At 46.7% G+C, this 25,183-nt stretch carries 30 protein-coding genes; 14 read left to right on the top strand and 16 right to left on the bottom strand.

Annotation, left to right across the window (positions count from 1 at the left end):
- Nucleotides 1-7 precede the first annotated feature (7 nt).
- The gene (locus EIM92_RS08920) at nt 8-1,369 is read right to left on the bottom strand and encodes a TrkH family potassium uptake protein (protein ID WP_246021255.1); all 1,362 of its coding nucleotides are present in this window, start codon (nt 1,367-1,369) and stop codon (nt 8-10) included.
- A gap of 345 nt (nt 1,370-1,714) precedes the next feature.
- Between EIM92_RS08920 and EIM92_RS08915 the strand changes: the two genes are divergently transcribed.
- Nucleotides 1,715-3,442: a CPBP family glutamic-type intramembrane protease gene (locus tag EIM92_RS08915; protein WP_125082350.1), complete on the top strand. Its 1,728-nt coding sequence runs from the start codon at nt 1,715-1,717 to the stop codon at nt 3,440-3,442.
- Here EIM92_RS08915 and uvrC read toward each other — a convergent pair.
- On the bottom strand, nt 3,411-5,345 hold the full coding sequence (gene uvrC, locus EIM92_RS08910) for an excinuclease ABC subunit UvrC (RefSeq protein ID WP_281279666.1): 1,935 nt from the start codon (nt 5,343-5,345) through the stop codon (nt 3,411-3,413). The two genes, EIM92_RS08915 and uvrC, sit on opposite strands and share 32 nt — an antisense overlap.
- 127 nt (nt 5,346-5,472) lie before the next feature.
- Entirely contained in the window at nt 5,473-5,790 is a 318-nt protein-coding gene (gene trxA, locus EIM92_RS08905) for a thioredoxin (protein ID WP_125082348.1), read from the bottom strand.
- A 251-nt stretch (nt 5,791-6,041) separates the two neighbouring features.
- On the opposite strand from trxA, the gene EIM92_RS08900 reads away from it, so the two are divergent.
- The gene (locus tag EIM92_RS08900) at nt 6,042-6,197 is read left to right on the top strand and encodes a YqzM family protein (protein ID WP_125082347.1); all 156 of its coding nucleotides are present in this window, start codon (nt 6,042-6,044) and stop codon (nt 6,195-6,197) included.
- Between the two features lie 134 nt (nt 6,198-6,331).
- Here EIM92_RS08900 and dnaI read toward each other — a convergent pair whose 3' ends face one another.
- The 3 genes from dnaI to EIM92_RS08885 form a co-directional block, all read right to left on the bottom strand.
- The gene (gene dnaI / locus EIM92_RS08895) at nt 6,332-7,285 is read right to left on the bottom strand and encodes a primosomal protein DnaI (RefSeq protein WP_125082346.1); all 954 of its coding nucleotides are present in this window, start codon (nt 7,283-7,285) and stop codon (nt 6,332-6,334) included.
- Nucleotides 7,286-7,307: 22 nt separating this feature from the next.
- Nucleotides 7,308-8,834, bottom strand: a complete 1,527-nt coding sequence (locus EIM92_RS08890) for a replication initiation and membrane attachment family protein (protein WP_125082345.1) — start codon at nt 8,832-8,834, stop codon at nt 7,308-7,310.
- Between the two features lie 84 nt (nt 8,835-8,918).
- Nucleotides 8,919-9,179, bottom strand: coding sequence for a hypothetical protein (locus EIM92_RS08885; protein WP_125082344.1), 261 nt, complete (start codon nt 9,177-9,179; stop codon nt 8,919-8,921).
- Between the two features lie 260 nt (nt 9,180-9,439).
- On the opposite strand from EIM92_RS08885, the gene EIM92_RS08880 reads away from it, so the two are divergent.
- The 4 genes from EIM92_RS08880 to EIM92_RS08865 all read left to right on the top strand — a co-directional run bounded on the left by EIM92_RS08880 (nt 9,440) and on the right by EIM92_RS08865 (nt 12,426).
- Entirely contained in the window at nt 9,440-10,531 is a 1,092-nt protein-coding gene (locus tag EIM92_RS08880; protein ID WP_125082343.1) for a hypothetical protein, read from the top strand.
- A gap of 22 nt (nt 10,532-10,553) precedes the next feature.
- Entirely contained in the window at nt 10,554-11,153 is a 600-nt protein-coding gene (gene sipW / locus EIM92_RS08875) for a signal peptidase I SipW (protein WP_125082342.1), read from the top strand.
- 129 nt (nt 11,154-11,282) lie between these two features.
- The gene (locus tag EIM92_RS08870) at nt 11,283-11,876 is read left to right on the top strand and encodes a TasA family protein (protein ID WP_125082341.1); all 594 of its coding nucleotides are present in this window, start codon (nt 11,283-11,285) and stop codon (nt 11,874-11,876) included.
- A 181-nt stretch (nt 11,877-12,057) separates the two neighbouring features.
- Nucleotides 12,058-12,426: a helix-turn-helix domain-containing protein gene (locus tag EIM92_RS08865; protein WP_125082340.1), complete on the top strand. Its 369-nt coding sequence runs from the start codon at nt 12,058-12,060 to the stop codon at nt 12,424-12,426.
- 64 nt (nt 12,427-12,490) lie between these two features.
- Here EIM92_RS08865 and EIM92_RS08860 read toward each other — a convergent pair whose 3' ends face one another.
- On the bottom strand, nt 12,491-12,784 hold the full coding sequence (locus tag EIM92_RS08860; protein ID WP_125082339.1) for a YuiB family protein: 294 nt from the start codon (nt 12,782-12,784) through the stop codon (nt 12,491-12,493).
- A 204-nt stretch (nt 12,785-12,988) separates the two neighbouring features.
- Between EIM92_RS08860 and hemQ the strand changes: the two genes are divergently transcribed.
- Complete coding sequence (gene hemQ / locus EIM92_RS08855; RefSeq protein ID WP_125082338.1) at nt 12,989-13,735, top strand: hydrogen peroxide-dependent heme synthase; 747 nt, start codon at nt 12,989-12,991, stop codon at nt 13,733-13,735.
- Nucleotides 13,736-13,811: 76 nt separating this feature from the next.
- Here hemQ and EIM92_RS08850 read toward each other — a convergent pair whose 3' ends face one another.
- Together EIM92_RS08850 and EIM92_RS08845 are read right to left on the bottom strand one after the other, a co-directional pair.
- Nucleotides 13,812-14,054, bottom strand: a complete 243-nt coding sequence (locus EIM92_RS08850; RefSeq protein WP_110931485.1) for a hypothetical protein — start codon at nt 14,052-14,054, stop codon at nt 13,812-13,814.
- Nucleotide 14,055: 1 nt separating this feature from the next.
- Nucleotides 14,056-15,249 carry an NAD(P)/FAD-dependent oxidoreductase gene (locus EIM92_RS08845; RefSeq protein WP_125082337.1) on the bottom strand — a complete coding sequence of 398 codons (1,194 nt, stop codon included), beginning with the start codon at nt 15,247-15,249 and terminating at the stop codon, nt 14,056-14,058.
- Between the two features lie 486 nt (nt 15,250-15,735).
- On the opposite strand from EIM92_RS08845, the gene EIM92_RS08840 reads away from it, so the two are divergent.
- Nucleotides 15,736-16,671, top strand: coding sequence for an NAD(P)/FAD-dependent oxidoreductase (locus tag EIM92_RS08840; RefSeq protein ID WP_425464198.1), 936 nt, complete (start codon nt 15,736-15,738; stop codon nt 16,669-16,671).
- Between the two features lie 70 nt (nt 16,672-16,741).
- The gene (locus EIM92_RS08835) at nt 16,742-16,990 is read left to right on the top strand and encodes a hypothetical protein (RefSeq protein ID WP_125082335.1); all 249 of its coding nucleotides are present in this window, start codon (nt 16,742-16,744) and stop codon (nt 16,988-16,990) included.
- A 27-nt stretch (nt 16,991-17,017) separates the two neighbouring features.
- On the opposite strand, the gene sda is transcribed toward EIM92_RS08835, so the two are convergent.
- Nucleotides 17,018-17,158 (bottom strand): sporulation histidine kinase inhibitor Sda, encoded by a 141-nt coding sequence (gene sda, locus EIM92_RS08830; RefSeq protein ID WP_125082334.1) that lies wholly within the window; start codon nt 17,156-17,158, stop codon nt 17,018-17,020.
- A gap of 283 nt (nt 17,159-17,441) precedes the next feature.
- The gene (locus EIM92_RS08825) at nt 17,442-18,104 is read right to left on the bottom strand and encodes a YheC/YheD family protein (protein WP_125082333.1); all 663 of its coding nucleotides are present in this window, start codon (nt 18,102-18,104) and stop codon (nt 17,442-17,444) included.
- A 193-nt stretch (nt 18,105-18,297) separates the two neighbouring features.
- Here EIM92_RS08825 and EIM92_RS08820 point away from each other — a divergent pair, with 193 nt between their 5' ends.
- Nucleotides 18,298-18,519: a hypothetical protein gene (locus tag EIM92_RS08820; RefSeq protein WP_125082332.1), complete on the top strand. Its 222-nt coding sequence runs from the start codon at nt 18,298-18,300 to the stop codon at nt 18,517-18,519.
- Nucleotides 18,520-18,677: 158 nt separating this feature from the next.
- A complete protein-coding gene (locus tag EIM92_RS08815; protein WP_125082331.1) occupies nt 18,678-19,907 on the top strand; it encodes an AI-2E family transporter in 1,230 nt (409 codons plus the stop codon).
- A 22-nt stretch (nt 19,908-19,929) separates the two neighbouring features.
- On the opposite strand, the gene EIM92_RS08810 is transcribed toward EIM92_RS08815, so the two are convergent.
- Together EIM92_RS08810 and EIM92_RS08805 are read right to left on the bottom strand one after the other, a co-directional pair.
- A complete protein-coding gene (locus tag EIM92_RS08810) occupies nt 19,930-20,136 on the bottom strand; it encodes a type II toxin-antitoxin system HicB family antitoxin (RefSeq protein ID WP_125082330.1) in 207 nt (68 codons plus the stop codon).
- Nucleotides 20,137-20,534: 398 nt separating this feature from the next.
- Complete coding sequence (locus tag EIM92_RS08805; RefSeq protein ID WP_125082329.1) at nt 20,535-20,891, bottom strand: HesB/IscA family protein; 357 nt, start codon at nt 20,889-20,891, stop codon at nt 20,535-20,537.
- 243 nt (nt 20,892-21,134) lie between these two features.
- On the opposite strand from EIM92_RS08805, the gene mqnE reads away from it, so the two are divergent.
- Both mqnE and EIM92_RS08795 read left to right on the top strand, forming a co-directional pair.
- A complete protein-coding gene (gene mqnE, locus EIM92_RS08800) occupies nt 21,135-22,241 on the top strand; it encodes an aminofutalosine synthase MqnE (protein ID WP_125082328.1) in 1,107 nt (368 codons plus the stop codon).
- Between the two features lie 69 nt (nt 22,242-22,310).
- Entirely contained in the window at nt 22,311-23,372 is a 1,062-nt protein-coding gene (locus EIM92_RS08795) for an NAD(P)/FAD-dependent oxidoreductase (RefSeq protein WP_125082327.1), read from the top strand.
- Between the two features lie 43 nt (nt 23,373-23,415).
- Here EIM92_RS08795 and EIM92_RS08790 read toward each other — a convergent pair whose 3' ends face one another.
- Nucleotides 23,416-23,658, bottom strand: coding sequence for a YuzB family protein (locus tag EIM92_RS08790; RefSeq protein ID WP_125082326.1), 243 nt, complete (start codon nt 23,656-23,658; stop codon nt 23,416-23,418).
- A gap of 80 nt (nt 23,659-23,738) precedes the next feature.
- Here EIM92_RS08790 and EIM92_RS08785 point away from each other — a divergent pair, with 80 nt between their 5' ends.
- Nucleotides 23,739-23,984 (top strand): NifU family protein, encoded by a 246-nt coding sequence (locus EIM92_RS08785; RefSeq protein ID WP_125082325.1) that lies wholly within the window; start codon nt 23,739-23,741, stop codon nt 23,982-23,984.
- Between the two features lie 148 nt (nt 23,985-24,132).
- Here the strand turns inward: EIM92_RS08785 and EIM92_RS08780 are convergent, their stop codons facing one another.
- Both EIM92_RS08780 and EIM92_RS23900 read right to left on the bottom strand, forming a co-directional pair.
- The gene (locus EIM92_RS08780) at nt 24,133-24,906 is read right to left on the bottom strand and encodes an SDR family oxidoreductase (protein ID WP_125082324.1); all 774 of its coding nucleotides are present in this window, start codon (nt 24,904-24,906) and stop codon (nt 24,133-24,135) included.
- A 76-nt stretch (nt 24,907-24,982) separates the two neighbouring features.
- The gene (locus tag EIM92_RS23900) at nt 24,983-25,171 is read right to left on the bottom strand and encodes a hypothetical protein (RefSeq protein WP_211344439.1); all 189 of its coding nucleotides are present in this window, start codon (nt 25,169-25,171) and stop codon (nt 24,983-24,985) included.
- Nucleotides 25,172-25,183 lie beyond the last annotated feature (12 nt).

The following is a 25,183-nucleotide window of genomic DNA, read 5'->3' as shown; positions in this document are numbered from 1 at the left end:
TAATCTCCTATCCTATAATCATTTTCCCTTCGGGGTGGCGATACAACTCCTTACCCTTTTTTGGCCCAAGCGCATAAGCCAACGTCAAGAGTCCGAGCCGGCCGGTAAACATCATGAAGCACAGTATGACCTTCCCGATATCGGTCAAATCCATCGTCAGCCCCATCGATAAACCTACCGTGGCAAAGGCGGAAGTCGTCTCGAACAAAATGCTTAGGAAGCTGGCGTCTTCGGTCGTTGACAGCACCATCGCTACCGAAATGATAAGGAACAAAGCCAACATCGTAATCGTGACCGCTTTGAATATCCGCTCCTGAGTCATCCGATAGCGGAAGAGCACCAAATCATGGCGTCCGCGAATCATAGAAATGACCGCCCCGACCAGAACCATAAATGTCGTCGTCTTAATCCCGCCCCCCGTCGAACCGGGAGAAGCGCCGATGAACATCAGCATAATAACGAAAAACTGGGAGGCCTGGCGGAGTCCGCCGATATCCACCGAATTCGCTCCCGCGGTCCTTGTCGCAATCGATTGGAAGAACGAGCCCCAAATTTTCCCGCTCCAGTCCAAGGAGCCCATCGTTTTCACGTTCGTAAATTCAAATACAAAGATAACTACAGCCCCGGCCAGAATGAGAGCACTCGTCATCGATAATACGATCTTGGAATGCAGTGACAGCTTGCGGGTGCGCCGGAAATCTACCAGCTCGGACAGGACGATAAAACCGAGGCCCCCCGATACGATTAAAAACATCGCCACGATATTAACGAGCGGATCGTTCACATACCCCATCAGACTGCGATATTCCCCGAATAAGTCAAAGCCCGCATTGTTGAACAGAGAGACAGCATGAAAAACTCCATAATAAACCGCCTGACCAAAGGGCATGTCGAAAACCCAGCGAATCGTAAACAACAGTGCCGCACTAGCTTCAATAACCAGGGAATACACCAGCACCTTGCGAATGAGCCGGACGATACCTTCCATCGAGTTTTGCTTCATCGCCTCTTGCAGTAAAAGACGATCCCGTAGCGAAATGCGCCGCTTGAATACTAGAGAGAACAGGGTTGCCATCGTCATAAAGCCGAGGCCCCCCACCTGAATCAACGTCAAAATTACGATTTGACCAAATGTCGTAAAGTAAAGTCCCGTATCCCGAACAACGAGTCCTGTGACACAGGTAGCTGAAGTAGCCGTAAACAAAGCATCGACAAAAGGAAGCCGCTCCCCGGTCGTATTGGCCTGTGGCATCATAAGCAGCAGAGACCCAGTCAATATAATAGCTGCAAAACCGAGTACTAATATACGCGGAGGAGTTAATTTAAACCACTGGGACAGCATCGTGTTCACCTCATCTTCCTTCAGCATTCCCGTTATAAGTCACTTCAATATTATGGCACTTTCGTAAAAGAAAAAAGCACTGGAAATCCAGAGTGCCTTTCGATCTTTTCACTTTTTTCATTTCATTTTCATCGATCTCTATGATTTGGATTATAATCCTAATTCATGCTCACTACAAAGCTTGCTTAATCCGAAATATCTTGATAAAAAACTTTTCCGCCCGAAACAAAGCCCGCCACCCTTCATTCTCTGAGCCATGCTGTATTTTTAGCGATCATATAGCCCTTTTCCTGCCCTATTCTGGCGATTGCGCGAGGCTTATGGTACTCTTTACTTTGATATCCATTCATATTATTGCAAAGGGGTTTTTGAATGTTCTCTTTCTTTTCGTCAACAGGACGAACGCCGAAACGCAATACCGTTCGGGTGTTGGCCGCTGTAGGTCTTCTTTTATTTTTGACTCTTCAGTTTGTTCTGCCTATGTTCACCCCCGGGTCGGTAGAGCAAATACAGAAGACAATTACGAAGCAACAGGCCACCGAATTAGCGGCTGAATTTGCCAGATCCACGCTGGAATTGCCTGTTCCCTTGGACAATGCCCTGGTTACATACGAAACTCGATCAGACATATATGGCTACTTATCCAAGGAAGGCCTGATGAAAACTTATACGGATACTTATGGCGAACAGTTCCCGTTAGAAGTGTTTCGCGTTCGCTTCGAGCAGCCTGATAACGAGCTTAAAGCCTTAACGGTAGATGTTAATATGTATAGTGGCCGGGTCGTCGGGTTCGAACGTATCCTAACCTATAGCAACGCGACCAAAGAACTGCTTAAGAAACAAGGATTAGAAAACAGCGAGAGCTTGCAGGCAATGGAAGGATACTTGTCGCTAGAAGACAGGGAACGCCTGGCTGAGCCTTACCTGAAAGCATTTGGCTTTGATCCCGCCAAGCTCCGACCGAACATCACGACTAACAAGCCAGGTCTGGTCTATGATGTATCCGGCTATGAGTCCGGTCAATCACACGGGATGATTCAATTTAATTATGAGGATGGAGAAGTTTCCTCCATGGAGACTTACTTCGATCCCCCTAAAGCCCACTCAGACTATGTTAAGGGCCAGAAGAAGCTGGCCAACTGGTTCACATGGGCTGGCTATGCTCTTTTCACGTTCGTGCTTGGGATTTTAGCCATCGTCTATAGTGTAAAAACGCGCCCGTTTTCTTCTTTTGTCCGCGGTCTGGTTCTATCCTCCATTTACTTTATATTCTCCATGGCTGGAGCAATAAATATGCTTCCCATGCTGCAAGTAGAGGGAATGGGAACCGGCATCTTGATCATCGGCTTCGTAATCCAAGGCCTGGTCACACTGCTCCTAGCGGCCTCGATCTACTTCTCGCTGGTTGGGGGAGATGGACTATGGCGCAAGGAAGGGTTCAATCTGTGGGCTCGCGCCAAAGAACCGGAGTATGGACGGCATGTCCTGGCCTCCATGCAAAACGGCTATTTATGGGCATTGATTCTGCTCGGTACGCAATCGGTCATCTTCCTGATCCTAGAGCGGGTGTTCGGCACCTGGTCCACGACCGATCCAACGCAATCTGCTTACAACATGCTATATCCCGTCCTGTTCCCTTTACTTGCCTGGGTGGCGGGGATCGGTGAAGAAGCAGTATATCGTTTATTCGGCATACCGATGCTGAAGAAAATTTTCCGCAGTACGTTCATTGCCAGCTTATTATCGTCGATTATCTGGGCGTTCGGGCATACCTTGTATCCCATTTACCCTGTCTATTCCCGCCCGATCGAGCTGGCGATTATCGGTTTGATGTTCAGCTTCGTCTTCTTGCGCTACGGCTATATTACGGCGATGTTCACTCATGTCATCTTCAACAGCATCCTCATGTCGCTTAGTCTTATGCTGATGGGCGGAGCACTGAACTGGTCTGCTGGTATATTCTATATCGCGCTGCCAGCCATCGTTGCGTTTGTGATCTATTTATTCAACCCTCCGGGCCGGAAGAGAAGCATTCCACCGGTACAACCAAAAGAAGAGGAGCCGCTGCTTACGACTCCTCGTCCCGAAGGGCATTTATAATTTGATTGGCGAGCTTATCGCCGATCGACAGAGGCCTGAAGTCTTCGACGGAGGCCTCTTTTATTTTTTTGAGCGAACCAAAATGCTTCAACAGCATCGTCCGCCGCTTCTCCCCGATGCCCGGTATCGCATCTAGACGAGAGGTAACCATGGATTTGGCCCGCTGCTCGCGGTGAAACGTGATCGCAAAACGGTGAACCTCGTCTTGAATCCGCTGCAAAAGATAGAACTCCTGACTGTCACGCGGCAAATGAACCGGCTCCGGCGGATCTCCCACCATAAGCTGGGCTGTCTTATGCTTGTCATCCTTGACAAGTCCGCATACAGGAATGAACAAGCCCAGCTCATTCTCCAGCACATCGATCGCCGCCGAAATTTGACCCTTGCCGCCGTCCACGACAATCAAATCGGGCTGCGGCAGATTTTCCTTCAAGACCCGCTCATATCTGCGGCGAATGACTTCCCGCATCGTCTCATAATCGTCCGGCCCCTCGACCGTACGCACCTTGTATTTACGATATTCCTTCTTCGCTGGCTTTCCATCAATAAACACGACCATCGCGGAAACCGGATTCGTTCCCTGAATATTCGAGTTGTCAAAAGCCTCAATACGCGACAGCGACTCCAGACCAATCGCCAGGCCTAGGTTCTCAGCCGCTTTCAAGGTACGCTCCTCATCTCGCTCAATGAGGCGGAACTTTTCTTCCAGAGATACCTTGGCATTCTCCTCGGCCATCCCAATCATTTGCCGTTTTAGTCCGCGCTTCGGCACATGCGTTTTGACCCCGAGCCACTGCTGGAGCTCCGCCGCCCCGTTAATCGCGTCGGTCATGACGTCCGTCGTGGCGTCTACCGTTTCATCCGCTGCATCCGTTACTTCCTTAGAACCGGAATCAGAGACAGCTCCCGCTTCCGCCACTTTGCCGGACGGCTCTGCCGGGAGCAAAATTTCCTGAGGCAATGCCGGATTATCGCTGTAATACTGGGTCACATACGACAGGAAATCCTGATAAGCCTCACCATAGAATGGAAAAACAGAGGCATGTCTTTCAATCATTTTCCCTTGGCGCATATACAAGATTTGTACGCACATCCAGCCCTTATCGACTGCATAACCAAACACGTCACGGTCTTTGGCATCGGCCATCGTAATTTTCTGCTTCTCCATGATCGCATCGATATTCATGATTTGATCACGCAGCTCTTTCGCTCGCTCGAAGTACAGCTCCTCCGCTGCTTCCTGCATTTTACGCTGCAGCTCTTTCTTGATTTCTTCATGGCCTCCGTTAAGAAACGAATGGATCTCTTGCGTAATTTCGTCGTATTTCGCTTGAGGCACCTCCTGCACGCAGGGAGCCATGCATTGCCCCATGTGATAATACAAACAGACCTCTTTAGGCATAACATTGCACTTACGCAAGGGATACATGCGGTCAAGCAGCTTTTTGGTCTGTTGGGCCGCATAAGCGTTAGGATAAGGGCCAAAATATTTCGCTTTATCCTTAAGCACCCGCCGCGTAACCTCCAGCCTTGGGTGAGGCTCGTTCGTAATTTTCAAATAGGGGAACGTCTTGTCGTCCTTAAGCAGGACATTGTAACGCGGATGATGCGTCTTAATCAAATTACATTCCAAAATGAGTGCTTCCATATTGCTGGCGGTAACGATATATTCAAAATCGCGGATTTCCGAGACGAGCAGCTGAGTTTTGCCATCATGACTGCCTGTAAAATAAGAGCGCACGCGATTTTTCAGCACTTTGGCCTTCCCGACGTAAATGATCGTTCCTTCTTTGTTCTTCATTAAATAACAACCTGGCAAGTCCGGTAGAAGGGCCAGCTTATGGCGAATATTCTCCAGTGCTTTTTCCTGCTCCTGCAGCTCATTAACCGGTTTATGATTCAACTCTTGTCCCCTCCTCCCCAGTACATATTTACAACTAAGATATAACATAACACGACTTCAAATAACATAGAAAACGCCCCCGGAATTTCCGGAGGCGTGTAAAAGCACTTATCCTCGCACTAATATCTTATTGGTGCTTAGCGATGAGGCTTTTCAGAGCATCTTTCGAGTTCAAACCGACGACTTTATCGACCGGTTGTCCGTCTTTGAAGAGAATGAGTGTCGGGATACTCATCACGCCAAAGCGGGAAGCTGATTCTGGGTTATCGTCCACGTTCAGTTTGGCGATTTTAACGGAATCACCCACCTCAGCCGCCAATTCATCCAGAATCGGAGCGATCATTTTGCAAGGACCGCACCAAGGAGCCCAAAAGTCAACCAGGACTGTCCCTTTACTTTCCACTTCATTATTGAAAGTTTGATCGGATACGTTAACGATTGCCATATAAATCTCCTCCTTCATGTTAGGGCACGCATAACATGTCATTGAACATGATTGTGTCATACATTTGAACAAAACGCTAAAAAAGCGTCATTCAAAGTATACCACAATTATATAGCAAATGAAAAATCGTACTCCTTGCTTCTTCTTTACAAACAGTTGAACGTTTGGTTATACTAATAATAACCAAAAAGCATTTTGTCTATGACATACTTCATTGATAAATAAATTATTCCTTGAGGAGGCCCATCGCCATGGATGCAAATACGCATGTAAATGATCCGCGGGAGCATATCAACGAAGAGCCGCGCAACGACTTATTTGACCTCATGAACGGTTTCTTTGGTATGCTGACGCTAATGGCCGTCATTTTCTTCGGCATGGTCATTGTAAAGTTTCTCGCCGGCTAATGGTCTTGACCCATCACGGCGCACGGGTCCCCTGATAAGGCTATACATACGGAACCCTCTGTAAACTGAAATAGCAGGCCGAGCTTCACAGCTCTTGGCCTGCTATTCTTCTTTAGTCCCTGAATTATCTCTGATTATTTCAGCCCACGCTTATTCACGCCGCGTACTTGCACTACCTCAACAAACGGAGCGATCCGATCCATTAAACGCTGCCCCTTATGAATCTCCTCTCCATCCTTGCTCGTAAAGCTAAGATGCTTCTCCAGTCCCTTAAGCGAATAATTCGACGTATAGAAGGTCGGCTTGCGATTCATGCGAAAGTTCAATATCGAACCCATCACATGATCACGAACCCAAGGATTCAAGTTCTCAGCGCCGATATCGTCGAAGATGAGCAGGTCGGCCTGCTTCATGATTTCGACAGTTTCCTTCAACTTCTGGTTGTCCTGGAACATGGATTTCAAATCTTCTACGAATTCGGGCATATATACGATAACGCCAGAATATCCCGCTTTGGCCAGCTCATGCAGCAGATAGCACATTAGAAACGTCTTGCCTGTTCCGAAATGGCCTTCCAAATACAATCCGCGAGGCGATAGTCCGCTAGCCTTCACCTCATTAATATATTGGAATATTCGGCTGACGGCTGGAGCCCGCTCCCGATCCTTGCCCATGATCTCGACTTCACTATAACCTTCCTCCAGTGCCCGTTCATCTACATAAAAGCTATGAATCCGCTTTTTGATCGCCAGTTCCCGTTCCCTCTGAGCCTGCAGGTTGCAGGGCACTTGCCGATCATTGATCGTCGCAGCTCCATGAAACGATTCAACCGTTAGCTTGGTATAGTGGCCGGGAAAATCATTGGGGCAGCGCTCGAGCCCTGGACAGCTATCACAGTGACGCGAAGTCTGCACATATTGATAAAGCTTCGCCATATTCAAGGTAAGCTGACTATCGCTCAGTTCTGGATAACGAGCTCTTAGCTCCAACACGAGCGGATCGTTCATCAGCTTTGCCGTTAATTCCTCAGAGCGCCGGCGAAGTCCCGGACTTTTCATCTGTGACAGCAATTCCCCCAGTGATTCCATAAGCTAACATTCACCTTCCTAGTTACATACTTCCTTTATTTTTGCTCGCCTGCATCTGCTCCGCCATCTTAAGCAGCTCGGCAAATTCCTCTTCCGATACTTCGCCTTCATTAGCCGAGCTTTGCACAATCGGAATGTCCGGCTTGGCCACTCCCGCCCTGCCGTAAGTTCGACTACGGCCAGCACTCGGCTTGGACGCTCCTGAATTATTCTTCTCTTTCCTGATCTTCGTTTGATTACGAATATATTGAACGGCCTTCTCATAGGTATCAATCCGCTTCAGCAGCATATTCGCAGCAATCGCGTCCACGAAATTGCGGTTGATCCGCTGCTCCCCGCCTGATGTGAGCAATTCCATCAAATAATGGATCAGTACATTGATAACCTCGCCAGGCAGCTTATAATTCAAATCGATTTTCTCAAATATATCCAGCAAGTTATCGGGTACCGCCCCCGGAAAAAACGTCTTTAACAGCCGCGTATACGGCTCATTGCGCAGCATCATGTTGTATTGATGAATATCGCATTTACTGAGGAATTGTGGAGGGACGTCCACATAATATTCCATTTGCACAGCCACCTCTTCCGGCAGCCCTTCCTCAACACCCGATTCAGTTGAACGCAATGCTACGACTTTCGCATAGGCAACTTCTCTCTCGTCCTTGCGTCGTTTCCCCTGCCTGAAATGAAGATTCGCTTTGTGCTGCAAACTCTCCAGCAGGAGGCTCCCATCCGAGCCAAATACCCCATCCTCATCCAGCAGCCGGCATAAATCTTGAACACTGAGCTCATATTTACGAGCTACATAATTGACGATTCCCATTCCCTCAACATCAAAGCGAAGCGCCTCAACATAGGAACGGTTTGCAGATTCGCGTGGGAAACGAACAATGATATCGGCATAATTGATCGCTTCTTCCTCTGACCCTTGCATTACGCCAGGCTGCCTGACCACGGAAGATTCAGCGATCGCCTGCTCCAGCTCATAATCTATGGCATGCGTGTTCAATTCAAATATATCGTAGAAAGGTACCGAAATATTCTCCCTATTGTACTTAAATCCAGTCCATTCTGCCGGTTCCTCGCAAAATAAGCGCTCACGCAAAGATAGAACAGCAAACTTGCCAATCTTGTCGCGAAGCAGCAGAGTCAAATGCTGGGTCCGGAAAAAATCAGCAGGAGATAACGGCGCCTGCAATTCATACTCGTATATATAATCATCATTTTCCGGTATATATAACCGACTTGTCTGCAGAAGCCCGACAGCCTCCAGTTTAGATGCCTGTTCGATTAAATATTTGCGCCCCTTCTCACTCGGCTCGACGCCCAAAGTAAGAAACAGCTCCCGCTGCTGTTCGATCGAGGAGTACCCAACTTGCTCTATAGAGACTCGTTCAGCGAGCAGGCGATAAAAGCCGATGGCAAACGCACCGACCATCGGCTGGTAAATTAGACTTAGCATTCTGCCGTCGACAGCACTGAGGCCGAAGTCGCGGTATACGCAGTAACGATGATTCTCGGTAAAGTGCAGCATATTGTTCATGCGCATGATTTCTTCGCTCCTTCCAAGCTCACGTCCGTGTAGACTTTCTCTATTCTATCACAAAAGCTATCTCCCTGAATCGTGAATACCCTACAAATTTCGCCGAAAAATATACTCTCCCAGCATGAGAGACGATGTTTCTTGCTCTTCTTCCAGAATGCTACTGCTAGCAAAGAAACTTTTGGGAGAAGCCAGTTCCGACTCGTGTGCCGTTCTTCCCTGAAGGAATGAACGAACTGTCTCGATCGGAATCCCCGATTCCTTGGCTATCGACAGCAGATAGATCCACTCCGCAGCCTCGGAGCTGACTGAACGCTCACTAGTAATAACCTGAACGGACTTATTCATCATCAATCTCCTCCTAAAGATGAATGGATTTTTTGTCCACAGGCAACGAGTTAAATGTTCCTTAAAAAGAACACTATATCCGTTAAATTCAAAGCATATTAAAGATAAATAAAGAAAAAAGACTATATCCGTTCGTTATACAGGTTTTTTCAAGCCTTAAACAATTTTCTTTTTATACAGCAATCCCTTATATTAGATTTAAACAACTGTTCTTTATAGAGAACAAACATACTATCTTGCTCACTCAGAAAGGAGGAGGCTACTTGCGCAGTCCCAAAGCTTTCATCATTCAATATTTGCGAAAACAGAGGAAGCCGCGAGGAACGCCATTGTTGAATATGCTTTTCCTCCTGTCAGTGCTTCTCTTCTACCTCTCTGGTCAAATCCGCATCACTTATGGCGAGTTTGCAAGCTCCAGTGATGCTGCCGTCACATTCAGCACCTGTGGGATTTTTCCAGATGCAATCGAAGGAAGGCTATCCCAGGTTCATATGCACATCAAAAATGCAAGCGCTATCAAAAATCAGCTCCATTCCTTCAATGCCAGCACAATAAAAGTCTCAGCATCGCCCCCCTTTACTCCAGCACCAACGACACCACTACCGTATGAACCGTTCATCCCACCCGCAAATACAGCCATAGCACCCGCAGCTTCCCTTGAAAATGTAACCAGTGCCACTTACCGCAATGCGGACATGGATTCCTTCAATGCCTACAACTTATCCGAACGTGAAAGCGCAGCTGAATTCATCTCCCTTCAAATCACTCTGTCCCAAGAATCGATGATTGCCATTAACGAGCGGCTCACAACCAACACCTTGTTTCTCCAAAAGATAATGCAAGAGCTAGAAGCAGGCTCCTCCCATCTCAACGACGTCATCCAACAAATCCAGCTTAATCCCGCCAACTGTGCCAAATTTTCACAGAGTACTTTATTGGACGAAGTGGAGACCCTTTTAAATCAGGATAATCCGTTATCCCCCTCTTTCTATGCTTCTATGACTGATCTGATGGAATACTTGCGACAAGTATATGATGCCGGGATCGCTATTCAGAACGTCCCGAATTCGCTCACAAATCAGTTAAGCCAAAGGGATTCAGACTTCAGATCACTACGTAAAGCAGCCGGCTTTGCAACCAGTCCAGAACTGCTTCAATACTATCATGACTTACAAAGCTCGCTAGAATCTCAAAAACAAGCCATTTCCTCTGAAATACAGGTTCTCGAATCGCGACTAACCGACATTAAAAAGGCTGCCGACCCAGAGGCAGGCAGTGTTGATCACAGAGATTCCGCTTCAGAATCAGACCTCGACGTAACGGAAGAGATGGAATCACACTTTCAAAACGAGTAGCAGTAAATGGGAGGTAATCATCATGCGGCTAATATGGAAAACAGCAGTTCAGGCATTGTATTGCATCATCCTTCTTTTTTGTGTTGCTGTCATCGGCTCAATCCTTGTGGCCAAAATAACCGGAGATGAACCGAGCTTCTACGGATATAAACTTAAAACGGTATTATCTGGATCGATGGAACCAGCTATTCGTACAGGATCAGTCATAGCTATATCCACTTCAGATATTGGGTCAGGGAACCGCTTCAAGACCGGCGACATCATCACATTCCAAGCTGATAAGCATCGATTAATCACCCATCGTATCATCGAAGTCAGGATGAATAAAGCAGACAATAACGTTCTCTATCGCACACAAGGAGATAACAATCAAGCTCCTGACAGCGCCCTCGTTAGCCCCGCTAATATTGTTGGAGCTTATACCGGTTTTACGATCCCCTATGCGGGGTACTTCATCAGCTTTGCCGTCACTAAGACAGGCAGCATCGCCCTTCTCATCATTCCGGGGCTGCTTCTCTTCTTATACGGAGCTTTTTCCATATGCAAATTCATTTCCAGGCTAGAGCAGCAGCTTAATGACCGAGTAAGTCCTAATTCCGGTTCGGACCACGGCTCGGGTTAAGGCCGGGTTCATGCTCTGCTACGATTCAACTTTGATCCGCAAAGTCAGCTATTGGAAAGTCCGTACAATTGTTGTCCTTATGCCAGCTATAAGGTCGCAATAAATTAGTCATTTAAGGAGGAGTTTGATATGGGATTAAAGAAAGCTTTGAGTCTGGGTATTATGACAGCCGCATTGGGGCTGGCTTTGATCGGGGGAGGCACATTTGCTTATTTTAGCGACGCTGTGGAGACGACAAGCACCTTCGCCGCTGGGACACTCGATTTAAACGCTGAGCCAACGACAATTATTAATCTCGATAACATCAAACCTGGCGACTTTGGGATTCGCACCTTCAAGCTGCTAAACAAGGGTACGCTGGATATCGAAAAAGTAATCCTGCACACGAACTACAGCGTCATTAATCAGGTCGGCGCTCCCGAGAATACAGATGATTTCGGAAAACATATCAAAGTGAGCTTCCTGACAAATCTCGATAAGCAGGAAGACGTTATCTATGAAACGACGCTTTATGACTTGCAGTCCCTGGCACCGGATGCCGTTGAAAATAAATGGCAGGAGTGGTTCGAGGAGCGGGGCGGGCTCAAAGCCGGAACCTCGGACAATCTCATTGTTAAATTTGAATTCGTAGACAATGACGAGGATCAAAATCAATTCCAGGGAGATTCCCTACAGCTGAAATGGACTTTTGAAGCAAGGCAAGGAGCTGGCGCTGCCAAATAGCCTGGCTTCCTCTTCAGACACCTTAATCCGGCTATGGATTGAGGTGTCTGCTTCTTTGCAGCTTTAAGCCCGCCTTCTTTTGTTGCATACTGCATCTTCTGATATAATGTCCTAAAGGTATTTAATGTACATTTACGTACTTATCCTAAATCTTCAACTATGATAGTGAGGCATCGTCCTTATGGCAGATCGCATTGGAGAGCGCATACAGAATTTCCGTCTGGAGCAGGGGCTATCCTTATCAGAGCTTGCGAACAGAGCGGATGTCGCTAAATCCTATTTAAGCAACGTCGAGCGAAATATACAAAGCAACCCTTCCATTCAATTCATCGAGAAAATCGCTGACGCCTTAAATGTAACGATTCCCATGCTGCTGTATGGAGACTCGTCCCCGGAGCATCTGTTGGATCCGGAATGGTCACTCCTCGTGCAGGAAGCAATGAAATCAGGGATCAGCAAACAGGAGTTCAAAAATTTCCTTGATTTTCAAAAATGGAAGCTCGAGCAAAGCCTAACGCCGAATCCAAATCAGGAAAATAACAAATCATAAGCCCCAGGCAATAACCCGGGGCTTATTATACTGCAACATATTTTATTCAAATCCTCTTTACAGACTAGAACATTTTGTACCCGCCCTGGCGCAGCTTGCGGATCGTCCATCCACTAAGGATAGCTCCGAGCAATCCGGCTACAGCCGTTAAATAGTCAACGAGGCGATATGAAGCAACATACGACCAGAAACTCTGCTCATGGTTCCAAAGCGAGTATACGACAATTGGCAAAATGACAATAATAAAAACATAAGCCGGAAACCATGTTGTTTTCATCAGCATATTAAGAATAAATCCGATACCAAACATCATAACAAAGAAAAGGACCATCAATATCAGTACGACTAGCCAACCCATTGCCCCCAACCTCTCTTCAACAAGTTCTATAAGCTAGATCACATCTTTAAGGCACTAGTAGTAAGTTTACTAGAAAAAATGTTGCGAAGCAACGAACTTTCAATGAATAGATTGTGAATCGATTTGCCCGCTTGTCAGCCATAGGATACAATAGGATCAGCGTATTATTTCTTGTAATTATAGGAAACCATAGGAGTGATATAAATGAATGAAGCAGCTTTAACACTGGAGGGCTGGTATGCCCTGCATGATTTCCGCTCTATGAACTGGACTGCCTGGAGAGCAGCTGACGATGAAGAGCGTGCCGTCGCTTTGGAGGAGCTTCATGCCTGCCTCCAAGAATGGAGCAGTGTGGAGGAAGCCAAGAATGGCAGCACAGCGGTATACTCCATCGTAGGGCAGAAAGCCGATTTTGTATTCATGCATCTGCGTGAAACGTTAGAAGAGCTCAATGCACTCGAAAACGCCTTCAATAAAACAACCTTCGCGAAATACACTGTGAAGTCGTATTCTTACGTCAGCGTCGTAGAACTGAGCAACTACTTAGCTTCGGGAGATGGGGATCCTAAAGCCAATCCAGAGGTCATGGCTAGACTCCAACCGATTTTACCGAAATCGAAACATATCTGCTTCTACCCGATGAATAAGAAGCGGGATCTAAGCGATAACTGGTACATGCTGTCCATGGATGACCGCCGCGCTATGATGCGTAGCCATGGTCTGATCGGTCGCAGCTACGCAGGCAAAGTGAAGCAGATTATCACAGGCTCCGTGGGGCTCGATGATTGGGAATGGGGCGTTACCCTGTTCTCGGATGATGCCCTGCACTTTAAGAAACTAGTCTATGAAATGCGCTTTGATGAAGTCAGCGCCCGCTTTGGCGAATTTGGCTCCTTCTACGTCGGCAATCTGTTGAACGAACAGCTCTTTGAAGAGATGCTGAGGCTATAACTCAAATTCATCGCAATATACAATAAGGGGTGTTCCAGAATCATACTGGAACACCCCTGCCCTATTTATATTAATATTATTCCTCTTCGTCCCGCAACGATTCCAGAAACTCTGCCGTCGCGCGGTCACGGGCTCTTCCCTTCTCCTTCAATCTTTCGATCGCCGGAAGAATGAGAATATCGACTTCCTTTTGCACATGGTAAGCCAGATCATATTTCTGCTGTGACTCCAAATAAGAGCCTACTTCCATCAAGGCATTGTATCTGTCAAGCTCATCCCGCGTCAACAGACCTCGTACCTGAACACTGCAATGGCGCATTTTAAAAGAATCTGCCTTTCTTCAAGACAAGCGGAATGCCGCCGATGATGAATAGATAACGCATGTCCACTATCTTCTTCAACTGAGCAGCGACCCAGCCTTTGTATGTCTTGCCGAATGCAGATGCAACAGCTTCACCTTTACCAAGAGAAGCAACGGTACCCTTGTTGCTGAACACGAATTTCTTCAGCTCTTTACCGCGGATAGAAGCGACGACGTTCTGCGCACAAGTCACACCTTGCTGCATAGCAATTTGAGCTGTTGGCGGGTACGGACGTCCTTCTGGGTTAAACATCAACGAGTTGTCGCCGATAATAAATACATTGTCATGCTCTGGCGCACGCAGATACTCGTCGATCTTCACCCGACCGCGAGCGGTTTCGAATCCGGCAGCCTCAATCAGGCGATTACCGCGGATACCTCCGGTCCATACGACAGTAGCTGCTTTGATCTCTTCGCCCGTAGCAAGGATAACTCCATCTGGAGTACATTCTTTAATCGCTACGCCGATTTTGAATTGAACGCCCTTCTTGCGAAGCACATCCATGGCATATTCAACCAGCTCAGGGTCAAAGCCCGGCAATGCAGTAGGAGCTGCTTCTACGTTATAGACGTTAACCAGGTTAGGATCAACATCATATGCCTTACACAATTCAGGCACACGGTCGGCCAGCTCGGCAACGAACTCGATACCGCTGAAGCCTGCGCCACCTACTACGAAATTCAGGCGATCTGTACGGCTCTCATCTGTTTTGTACAGTGCGAACTGATACTCAATATGTTGACGGATCAAACGAACCGAATTAATACTGCGGATCGGCATCGCGTATTCACCAAGTCCCGGTATGCCGAAGGATTCAGGTTCGCCACCAAGCGCTATAATAAGGTAGTCATAGGACAATGTGCCATCTTGAAGCACAACCTTCTTATCCGCAATGCGAATTTCCTGAACATTCGATTTGACCAGATCGATTTTGAATTCATCAATCAGCTTAGAGATCGGTACGCGCGTATTCTCGATCGAATCCGTTCCTGCTGCCGGCATATGCAGATGCGTCGTGAAATAATGATAATCATGACGGTTCACCAGGGTGACATCGGCTTCGTTATAATTTAATTCTTTTTGTAAACGCTGCGCCGTCAAGACGCCGCCATAACCTGCTCCTAGAATAACGATTTTAGGTATGGTACTCATGGGTTTGTTCTCCTTCCAGTATGGGCACTCTATATTTTAAATAAAACCAAAAACTGAAAATGTGAAATTTAACACATAAAAATATAGTCTCTGGTAATTATCCATGCCATCATGCGCGATAAACAATGAGACATTTGTCACATCAATTCTAATCCTTTATAGCGGTTTTATCAAAAAAAATATGTTCCTATTCATAATAGTTACCTATTTCGTCACATTTATGTGCACACATATTTTGAATGATATCGACTTTTGTGCAAAAGATCAAGTCTTATTTTACGCGGTTTTATCGGGTTTTTAGTCATATAATACAGTGAAAAACTGCCAAAACACGCTTACTTTGCAAGTGCAAGGTGGACGCTTATAATAAAGTAGAAATGACATTATGAAATTTCGAATACATTCTGGAGGTGTTTGCCAGTGTCATCCTTGAATTCCGGGAGCGAATTTACAGACCTGCTAATCATTGGGGGAGGTCCGGCAGGCATGTTTGCTACCTTTTATGGCGGTATGAGAAAGGCATCCGTCAAATTGATCGAAAGCATGCCTCAGTTAGGGGGACAAATTGCTGCCCTCTACCCTGAGAAATATATTTACGATATTGCTGGCTTTCCTAAAATAACAGGCCAAGAGCTTGTTAATAACCTGAATGAGCAGTTGAAGCTGTTCAATCCAGATGTTCGTCTGGAAGAGAAGGTACTACGTATTGAGAAGAAGGAAGAGCGTCACTTCGTGGTTACGACAGATAAAGATGTTCATCACGCGCGCGCCATTATTATTACAGCTGGGGTCGGGGCATTCCAGCCTCGACGTCTGGAGCTTGAGGAAGCCCCTCGCTTCGAGAAAACCAATCTGCATTATTTCGTTAGCGATATGAATAAATTCCGCGGACGTAAGGTACTGATCAGCGGCGGCGGCGACTCTGCTGTAGACTGGGCACTGATGCTAGAGCCGATTGCCGAACAGGTTACACTCATTCATCGTCGCGATAAATTCCGGGCGCATGAGCATAGCGTTGAGAAGTTGATGAATTCCAGCGTCCAGGTCATTACGCCGACCGAAATCGTTGCACTGCACGGAGACGAACGGATCGAACGTGTTACGCTCGCGCATACGAAAACGAAAGAGACGCAGGAAATCGAAGTGGATGATGTCGTGGTTAATTTTGGATTCGTATCCGCCCTTGGCCCAATTGCCGAGTGGGGACTTGAAATTGAGTCCAACTCCATCGTCGTCGACTCGAAAATGGAAACTTCGATTCCCGGTATTTTTGCCGCTGGAGACATTACGACATATCCTGGCAAGCTCGAATTGATTGCCGTCGGATTCGGCGAAGCGCCGACAGCTGTGAATAATGCGAAGGTATATGTCGATCCTGAAGCAAAGTTGTCCCCAGGTCACAGTAGTAACTTAAAACTATAGATTCATAACAACTGTCAAAAAGGGTATCTTACCTATACGGATGTATACTGCCGTAAAGGAGGGATACCCTTTGACATATATATGCCCGTTATGTAACGGTCTAGCTCCACTTACAGCATCATGTCCTGACTGCGGCACCATCTTGGAGCATGCCGGAAGGAAACAGGACTATGCTGGCCCCTACAGCCCTTATGGATCAGCAGATCAATATACCTCGGTGATCTCCGCGTTCCATTGGACGGGCTGTGAGCATGTTGTACAATGCCCCCACTGTCATGAAGCTTATATTTATCATGTCAACGCATGGCCAGCGCCTTAAAGTCTTCATTGGCCATCATTACGTTGATCAATGTACTATAGCTAAATTCATATCCAGGTTACGCTTATGGATTTCTGCCAACAGAAGAGCAATGAACTCCATATCAAGCTGTAATTCTTTAGCCATTTGATAGGATTCGAGCAGCATTTCGTCTGTTAACATCGCCAATGGTAACACATCCTTTCTATTTTTTTCCTAATGTTATATTTAGATCATATCAAGAAATGAAGAGTGGAACAAGCGTTCTTGTTATCCACAATCAGCTGTGGAAATCCTGTGAATAACTTGTGAGTAATTGTCTAAAACCGTTGAAATATATATAGGGGTAATGTGGACAAAAGTTATTCACAGGCTGCATAATCCATTTTTCGACTAAAATTTTTTTTGCTTTTAAATTAATATTCTGTTCATACTTGGCATAAATTCATTTCATATAAAACTGTGATTGAGATTATTGAGGACGAGTATTCACTTCAAAAATCCATATCTTTCCTCTAGCATCAATACCGTAATCAAAGCCTAGCTCGCCAACACCAGGGAAAGCCGACTCCATAATGGTAATACACTTATTGGTGAGCGAGCGCATCTCCCCCCGTTTTTTGCGTATGGATACTTTACCGAGGGAACGTTTTAATCCTTCGCCTGCGCTAAGCTGCGTCCCCCCCCTGGATAAATTCGTCACGAATAAACCCGGACGGGCAAGGCGGCCCAGCATAGATCGGTATACCCAACTTCCATTCTGCTTGGCTACCTTGACGCGATAATCGATAGGTCTCCCCCCTATCCGCGCTAGCTGAACCCCTTGCTGGATAATATACTTCCGATCAACCTTAGTTTTATTTAAGGCGTTGAACATCGCATCAAAGCTTTTAAATGAGCGACTGCGGGACATATAGGTGAACCCGTAGCTCCCACCTGCATAAAATACTTTAATAACTCCGTAGCCGCCTCCACCGCGAACAGGTTTTATAACCGCCATTCCAAACTGACGCAATACGCCTTGCAGAGCTTTTGCACTGTACTTCCGAGTCTTTGGCACATGAAGAGCTACTTCGGGGTTCCTTAGAAGAGCTTCTGTTTTCAGCCATTTATCGGCTAACTGTCTTCCAGCCATGATACTCTCCCCTTTCTGGCGTTTCTATGGCGTATAGTATATACATACTCAGGACAAGGCTCCTGTTCTTGTATGATTGTCCAACAGCGGGTGCCTGTTTTAACAGAGTCGTTTTTCTTTGCAAAATCACTGTTTTGACGTATAGTAATTTGGTGTAGTGTTTATCTCGGAACGAGAAAAGGAGGATCATGTTTTGAATACAGACCACTCTTTCACCGCATCATTATTTGAGGTATTGTACTGGATTGCCATGATCAGCATGTCACTTGTACTCATTGCCATTACCGTCGGCGTATTCGCCATAGGCATCAACTTTATTAAAAACTCGCGCAAATTGTTAGGAAGCGGTTCCATTTTATTTTCAATTATCGCTACTGCAATGATCATACTTATGCTACAGAAGCAATTTTTTTAACAGGAGAGCCTGTGTTGCAGAAAGATTCATCCCCTTTAGCTCATTCGAAGCGAGGTATGAATCTTTTTTTTGAAATTTGCTGAAACTAAATCTTATTTATACGTATTATTTAATATATAGAAACAACTAGGTTGTTAACAGGAGGGGACAAGTTCTACATGAGTGGTTCGCAAATTTGGAATAACCGGTTCAGGAAGTTTTTCATTAACAATCGTTTCGTGCTGTTTTTACTCGTGCTGCTGCTAATTGGTTTGAATATTTTTGTTCTGACTAAAATTTCATTCGTATTCAAGCCTCTAATCGTGCTGCTCAAGACGGTGTTGGTTCCCATACTTCTGACGGGAGCTATATACTATCTGCTCAACCCGCTAGTCGATTTGCTGGAGCGAAAAAAGATACCCCGTGTTTACACCATTGCCGCTCTATACTTACTGATTATCGGGATTCTCACGATCATCATTATTTCTGTCATTCCGCTCGTCCAAGAACAGGTAACCGGACTAGTCTATAACTTCCCGATATACAGTCAAGAAGTCCAGATTCAGTTCGAGGCCCTAATCGGTAGTGAGTTCTATCATCAATTCCAGCAATCGACCGGCTTCAATCTGACAGATTTGGCCCAAACGCTGTCCGAACGGGCAACCACGATAGCGCAAAATGCCTTTAGCGGCATCGGCGGCTTTGTCGGCGCAGTCGTCGACATCGTGCTTACTTTGGTGACAGTGCCGTTTATCCTGTTCTATCTTCTGAAGGACGGAAAAAAGCTCCCGCACTTCATCCTTCGATTCGTTCCAGTGAAGCTGCGCGAGCAGACTCATCGCGTAATGTCCGAAGCTAACGGACAAATCAGCTCTTACATTCGCGGGCAAATCATCGTCAGCTTCTGTATCGGGGGGCTGCTCTACATCGGCTTCTTGATAATCGGACTCGATTATTCCCTGGTACTCGCGATCATCGCAGCCTTTACCAGCATTGTGCCTTATTTGGGACCAGCAATCGCGATTACTCCAGCATTGATCATTGCTATCGTTACATCGCCATTTATGCTGCTGAAGCTGATTATCGTATGGACCGTCGTTCAGCTCGTGGAAGGGAAGTTCATATCCCCGCAAATCATGGGCAAAACCCTGCGGATTCATCCGATTACCATTATCTTCGTCATCCTGACGGCTGGAAATTTGTTCGGCGTGCTTGGCGTCATCCTTGCCATTCCCGGCTATGCTGTGCTAAAGGTCATTTGCACCCACCTCTTTCAGTGGTTTGAGCATCGCTCCAAACTGTATGAAGAGGAGGACAACAACGGCACCGCTGATTCATCCATTCCAGAGGTAAACGTAACAGCAGACGCTCCAGAATCTCAAAACCCGGACAAAACGGAGCAGGATTAAGCCAAAGCAAGAACTAAACCGATTATGAAACCAACAAGCCGCTTCCTATAGGGAATAACGGCTTGTTGGTTTTTAATTTATCACGGGACGATTCTGGAATCTCATCACCATCCTCTTCCATACCATATAAATGTAGAGCCAAACAATCCTCCGCCATATATAGTGCTTCTTCGTCATTCTCTCCGCAAGTAATTGCACCGGGCAAATCCGGAAAACAAATGGAGAGCATAAAATGTGATCGCGAACCATTTGCGTAGTGATCTCGTCAATAAACTCAACGTCTGGATGCGCTTCTTCTAACCACGCTGTGAAATATCCATAATACTTGGCATAATCGGTTATCGTTCGATCGCGCAGCTCTTCTGCTCTCTTCGCGCTGATTGCAAATTCCAACGCCTGGCCTATCGATACGCGCGGAAACTCCCGTATGTTCGCGCCCCATTCGATACGCGCCTTTCTCGTTTTTTAAGCGACATAAAAAGACCTCCAAATACGTAATAGCGAAACTTACGTAGTGGAGGCCGTTATCCGCAATCCCTCACGATTACCTGAGCACAGGCTTCCGTCTCGGCTTCCATTCAGATCAACGGAAATCGAAACCGTAAAACCAGCGCCTTACAGCGAAAATCAATCGCACACTTCCGGACGGCCTTCCTCGTCCTTCATACGGAACGACTGGCCACAGCCGCAGGAAGCAATTGCATTCGGATTATGGATCGTGAAGCCGCCGCTCATGCCGGATTCCTTGTAGTCGATCTCCAGTCCGTTCAAGTAACGGATGCTTTCCTTATCCACAACGACCTTAAGGCCGCTAACTTCCATGTAGACATCTTCCTCGCTCTCCTGATCATCCAGGCCCATTCCATATGAAAAACCGCTGCATCCGCCCTCGTTCACACCAAGGCGGAGGAACATATCCGGTGTCTCTTCCTGCTCCAGCATCTGTCTAATGCGAGCCAATGCGCTATCTGAAATGTTAATCATTCATCTTCACACTCCTTATCCTTACTTTATTAAAGTATACTCCACATCACAACCCCTCTCAAGATATGTGATTTTTATTACATTTTGTTGCCCGCTACCATTTGGAAGTTTATAATAGGGAAGGTGGTACTACTGTCTAATTGGATACTCTCCAACACGGCAGTGACGGCAGTCGGGACTCTACTCTCATCCTACTTTTATGCCAAGACCGCCGGAGTCACTTATGGAAACGGAGGTTTTAACATGTCTATTGCAATCAGCCCGAATATCGACAGCAAAATGGCGGACATCGTAGCTAAGGTTCGGCAAGGACAACGTCTTTCGTTGGAGGATGGGGTATATTTATATGAAAGCGATGATTTGTTGACCATTGGTCAGTTAGCAAATGAGGTCAATCTTAAGAAGAACGGCCATAAAGTCTATTTCATCGAAAATATGAGTTTATATTTTACAAACGTATGCGAATCCTACTGTGCATTTTGCAATTTCCGCAAGGATCAGGGTGAGGAGGGCTCCTATACATTAAGCGGCGAAGAGATGGTTGCTTATGTGGAGCAGCATATTCATCCAGGTATCCGTGAATTCCATATTGTAGGCGGCCATAATAATCATGTGCCTTTTCAATATTATGTAGATTCGCTTAAGGCTCTGAAGGATCGTTTTCCGGAAGTGACACTTAAAGCTTATACCGCAGCGGAAATTGAATTTTTCACAAGAATCAGCGGGCTCAGCACGCGCGAAGTGCTTATGGAGCTGCAAAAGGCCGGACTGCAATCCCTGACGGGGGGCGGAGCAGAAATACTATCCGATCAATACCGGCAAAAAATGAAAGTGGATAAAGCAAATGTCGATCAATACCTCGATGTTCACCGGACTGCTCATCAGTTGGGGATGAAAACTCATACAACAATGCTGTATGGTGCTATCGAGTCCCATGAGGATCGCATTCGCCACATGCTGCAAATTCGCGAGCTTCAGGACGAAACCCATGGATTCATGGTGTTCATCCCGCTATCTATGCAGCCTCGCAATAAGAACGCCAGCATTACCCGCCGCAATTCGGCCTATGAGGATCTTAAAACGATTGCGATCAGCCGACTGATGCTGGATAACATTCAGCATATTAAAGCTTATTTTATCAACATCGGCGTACAGTTGACCCAAGTTGCCCTAACTTTTGGAGCATCCGACGTACACGGAACGATTATTAAAGAAAAGATTAGCCACGCGGCCGGGGCGTTGACTCCGGAGGGTCTGACCCGTAAGGAGCTCATTTGGCTGATTCAAGGTGCTGGACGCATTCCTGTAGAAAGGGATACCTTTTATAACGAAATTCAGATCTACGAATAAAGCCTTCTGGGCTTCATGATGCAAAGCTGGTAATGCAATGAAGCCCCAGGTAGAAAGGACATCGATGAGATGAAACAATTCGTCGTTCTTGGTGGGGGCTACGGCGGCACCGCCGTAATTCATGAACTGTTCAAAGGATTTATTCCTTCCGACATTCAAGTGATCTTGGTGGATCGAATGCCATTCCAGAGTTTGAAGACCGAGTATTACGCATTAGCTGCCGGCACCGCTTCTGATTATGAATTGCGCGTGCCGTTTCCGAGCTATTCTGGGCTGCTGATGAAGTACGGAGAGGTACGTTCCATTGATTTGAGCAACCGGACAATCCATTTTCAAGAGGGTGATCAGCTTGAATATGACCAGCTTGTTATCGCTCTTGGCTGCACCGATAATTATCATGGTATTCCGGGTGCCGAGGAGCATTCCTTTGGTATTCAATCCTTCGCTGCTGTACGTGAAGCCTACTTGCAGTTAAACAACCTCAAGCCTTACGGCAAGGTGAACGTAATTGGCGGCGGGCTTAGCGGCGTCGAAATTGCCGCCGAACTGAGGGAGAGCCGCCCCGACCTCAACATTCGCATCATCGATCGCGGAACAAGGGTGCTGTCGGCTTTTCCGCCTAAAGTATCGGGCTATGTAACGAAGTGGTTTGAGGAGCATGAGGTGGAAAGCTTATCGAGCATCTCCACGACTGGTTTGGATAAAGGAGTTATCTACCATGCTGATGGCGAGATTGCTTCCGATGTGACCATCTGGACGGCAGGCATACAGCCCCCTGCTGTCGTGAGGAAGTTGGATATCCGGAAGGATCACCAGGGAAGGGTTCTACTGAACGAAAATTACCAAATTCCCGAACATCCCGAGGTATTCGTCTGCGGTGACTGCGCCAGCCTCCCCTTTGCGCCTAGCACACAAGCAGCGGAAGGCCAAGGCCAGCAAGTCGCCCAAATTGCCTCCGCATTATGGCGGGGGGAGGCGCCGAGGCTCCAGCGTCTGAAGCTCAAAGGCACCTTAGGCTCATTGGGCAAAAAAGCCGGCTTTGGTCTAATGGGCAAAGCACAGGTGACTGGCCGCGTGCCGCGAATTCTGAAGAGCGGAGTACTCTGGTTATCCAAGCATCATATCGGTTAATTCAATTACTGTTCTATCAAGTCCACTATTGTCAATTCATTCATCATGTATTGTCCGATTTCATTTGGTCTAGAATACGAATAATTACATCATACAAAGCGCCAGCTGTCTCAGCCTCGACGGTCTCTCCGTTGACCAGTGCGTAAGGTGTCAGATAGCACATGCCGCATCCGGTGAGGCAGCCATATTCATAAACCTCGAAGTTCGGATGCTGCTCCAGCTTTTTCATCACTTCATCCGTTCCAAAGTGAGCATTATTCGCGCAAAATTCAACAATGACTTTCAACTTGCGCATCCCCCATTTTCATACCATTTAATTTTTAGCTTATTTGTACTATAATATAGAAAGGAAAGGAGTTGAAAACAATGAGCGAACATGTACAAGATAAATTGTATGACGAAGTATTGGAAGTTCTGGATAAGCTTCGCCCCTTCCTGCAACGCGACGGTGGTGACGTTGAACTCGTCGATGTTGAGGATGGCATCGTTAAATTGAAGCTGGTAGGTGCATGCGGCAGCTGCCCAAGCTCCACCATTACCCTCAAAGCGGGTATCGAGCGCGCGCTGTTTGAAGAAGTGGAAGGCGTACAAGAGGTCCTCCAAGTATTCTAACGTAAATAACTCCTTCAGATACAAACTCGAATTTTTATTATAGAGTGGTTGGCCCCGGCTAACGTCATTTCATTCTATAATTTTAAGAAACTCGGCTCCTCCGGTTTTCCGGATTGGCCGAGTGTTCTTTTTTATATGCTTAATTTGCTCATGACGGTTTAATCCACGGACGGATCGGATCGAGCCCACCGGAAATGTCCATAATGTTTCCCGTAATGAAATCGGAGTTCTCATGACATAAAAAAGCGATCACTCTGGAAATATCTTCGCCGCTACCCGGTCGTCCCAGCGGAGTCTCCCCATCCGGGAGCCGTCGTGCTTCCTCAATCGACATCTCCTTGTTGTGCCCTCGTATATCTCCTGGACAGACCATATTCACGGTAATCCCATATGGCGCTTCCTCTACTGCAAGCGTCTTCGTAAAGGACACCAGACCGGTCTTCGCTGCGGCATATACCGCCCGATGCGGCCAAGCTCTGGATTCCGCCGCATGCCCGAAGCCGAAATGAATAATGCGCCCCCAACCCTTATCCCGCATTCCTTGCAGTACATAATGATCCAGCAGCATCGCGCCTACCAGATTCCCCTCGATCATCGATAAAATTTCAGCCTGACTGTAATCGGCAAACAAGCGCCGCTCCCGTATGAACGGACCAGCATTATTGACAAGAATATCGATCGTCCCCAGTTTGGCTACGACTTCATTGGCCAAGGTTTCGATCTCCTCAGGCTGCGATATATCCGCCTTTTCCGCGATACAGGATACGCCTAGCTGCTCGATTTGCTGCCTCAGAGTAAATGCCTCGGCTTCGCTATGTACATAGTTCAGTGCGATATGACATCCTTGTTCCGCAAGCGTCAGCGCCGTTTTTCTGCCAAGTCCTTTGGCACTTCCGGTGATCAGAGCGACTTTACCCTTCAATGTCCTTCTCCTCCTCATCCTATATACACATATATCAAGTATAAAAGATTTGAAGCCTTCCCACAAACTACAAGGATCAGAGTAGAGAATTACCGCTCTCTTCCATTGAACAATCCTTGGATGGAGAACATGGACAGGCTTGCTTACCTGCTCCACTAGAAGGACAACCAATACATTTGGCGCCCCTTTTCTTCTCTATCACGATCTTGACCACTGCGGCAACTACCAGGATGCATATAACCAGAATAAGAATAATATCTATCATAACGGTCTCCTC

It is taken from the genome of Paenibacillus lentus, from assembly GCF_003931855.1.
Lineage (GTDB): Bacteria > Bacillota > Bacilli > Paenibacillales > Paenibacillaceae > Fontibacillus > Fontibacillus lentus.
This window is presented reverse-complemented; position numbering and strand designations above follow the sequence as displayed.

Coding starts and splice junctions, on each gene's coding strand:
- EIM92_RS08845 (WP_125082337.1), bottom strand. CDS start 15,249: ATGAGTACCATACCTAAAATCGTTATTCTAGGAGCAGGTTATGGCGGC.
- EIM92_RS08850 (WP_110931485.1), bottom strand. CDS start 14,054: ATGCGCCATTGCAGTGTTCAGGTACGAGGTCTGTTGACGCGGGATGAG.
- EIM92_RS08840 (WP_425464198.1), top strand. CDS start 15,736: ATGTTTGCTACCTTTTATGGCGGTATGAGAAAGGCATCCGTCAAATTG.
- EIM92_RS08785 (WP_125082325.1), top strand. CDS start 23,739: ATGAGCGAACATGTACAAGATAAATTGTATGACGAAGTATTGGAAGTT.
- EIM92_RS08915 (WP_125082350.1), top strand. CDS start 1,715: ATGTTCTCTTTCTTTTCGTCAACAGGACGAACGCCGAAACGCAATACC.
- hemQ (WP_125082338.1), top strand. CDS start 12,989: ATGAATGAAGCAGCTTTAACACTGGAGGGCTGGTATGCCCTGCATGAT.
- EIM92_RS08920 (WP_246021255.1), bottom strand. CDS start 1,369: ATGCTGAAGGAAGATGAGGTGAACACGATGCTGTCCCAGTGGTTTAAA.
- EIM92_RS08810 (WP_125082330.1), bottom strand. CDS start 20,136: ATGCTCTCCATTTGTTTTCCGGATTTGCCCGGTGCAATTACTTGCGGA.
- EIM92_RS08870 (WP_125082341.1), top strand. CDS start 11,283: ATGGGATTAAAGAAAGCTTTGAGTCTGGGTATTATGACAGCCGCATTG.
- EIM92_RS08885 (WP_125082344.1), bottom strand. CDS start 9,179: ATGATGAATAAGTCCGTTCAGGTTATTACTAGTGAGCGTTCAGTCAGC.
- EIM92_RS08805 (WP_125082329.1), bottom strand. CDS start 20,891: ATGATTAACATTTCAGATAGCGCATTGGCTCGCATTAGACAGATGCTG.
- trxA (WP_125082348.1), bottom strand. CDS start 5,790: ATGGCAATCGTTAACGTATCCGATCAAACTTTCAATAATGAAGTGGAA.
- sipW (WP_125082342.1), top strand. CDS start 10,554: ATGCGGCTAATATGGAAAACAGCAGTTCAGGCATTGTATTGCATCATC.
- dnaI (WP_125082346.1), bottom strand. CDS start 7,285: ATGGAATCACTGGGGGAATTGCTGTCACAGATGAAAAGTCCGGGACTT.
- EIM92_RS08795 (WP_125082327.1), top strand. CDS start 22,311: ATGAAACAATTCGTCGTTCTTGGTGGGGGCTACGGCGGCACCGCCGTA.
- EIM92_RS08825 (WP_125082333.1), bottom strand. CDS start 18,104: ATGGCTGGAAGACAGTTAGCCGATAAATGGCTGAAAACAGAAGCTCTT.
- EIM92_RS08890 (WP_125082345.1), bottom strand. CDS start 8,834: ATGCGCATGAACAATATGCTGCACTTTACCGAGAATCATCGTTACTGC.
- mqnE (WP_125082328.1), top strand. CDS start 21,135: ATGTCTATTGCAATCAGCCCGAATATCGACAGCAAAATGGCGGACATC.
- EIM92_RS08815 (WP_125082331.1), top strand. CDS start 18,678: ATGAGTGGTTCGCAAATTTGGAATAACCGGTTCAGGAAGTTTTTCATT.
- EIM92_RS08865 (WP_125082340.1), top strand. CDS start 12,058: ATGGCAGATCGCATTGGAGAGCGCATACAGAATTTCCGTCTGGAGCAG.
- EIM92_RS08900 (WP_125082347.1), top strand. CDS start 6,042: ATGGATGCAAATACGCATGTAAATGATCCGCGGGAGCATATCAACGAA.
- EIM92_RS08860 (WP_125082339.1), bottom strand. CDS start 12,784: ATGGGTTGGCTAGTCGTACTGATATTGATGGTCCTTTTCTTTGTTATG.
- EIM92_RS23900 (WP_211344439.1), bottom strand. CDS start 25,171: ATGATAGATATTATTCTTATTCTGGTTATATGCATCCTGGTAGTTGCC.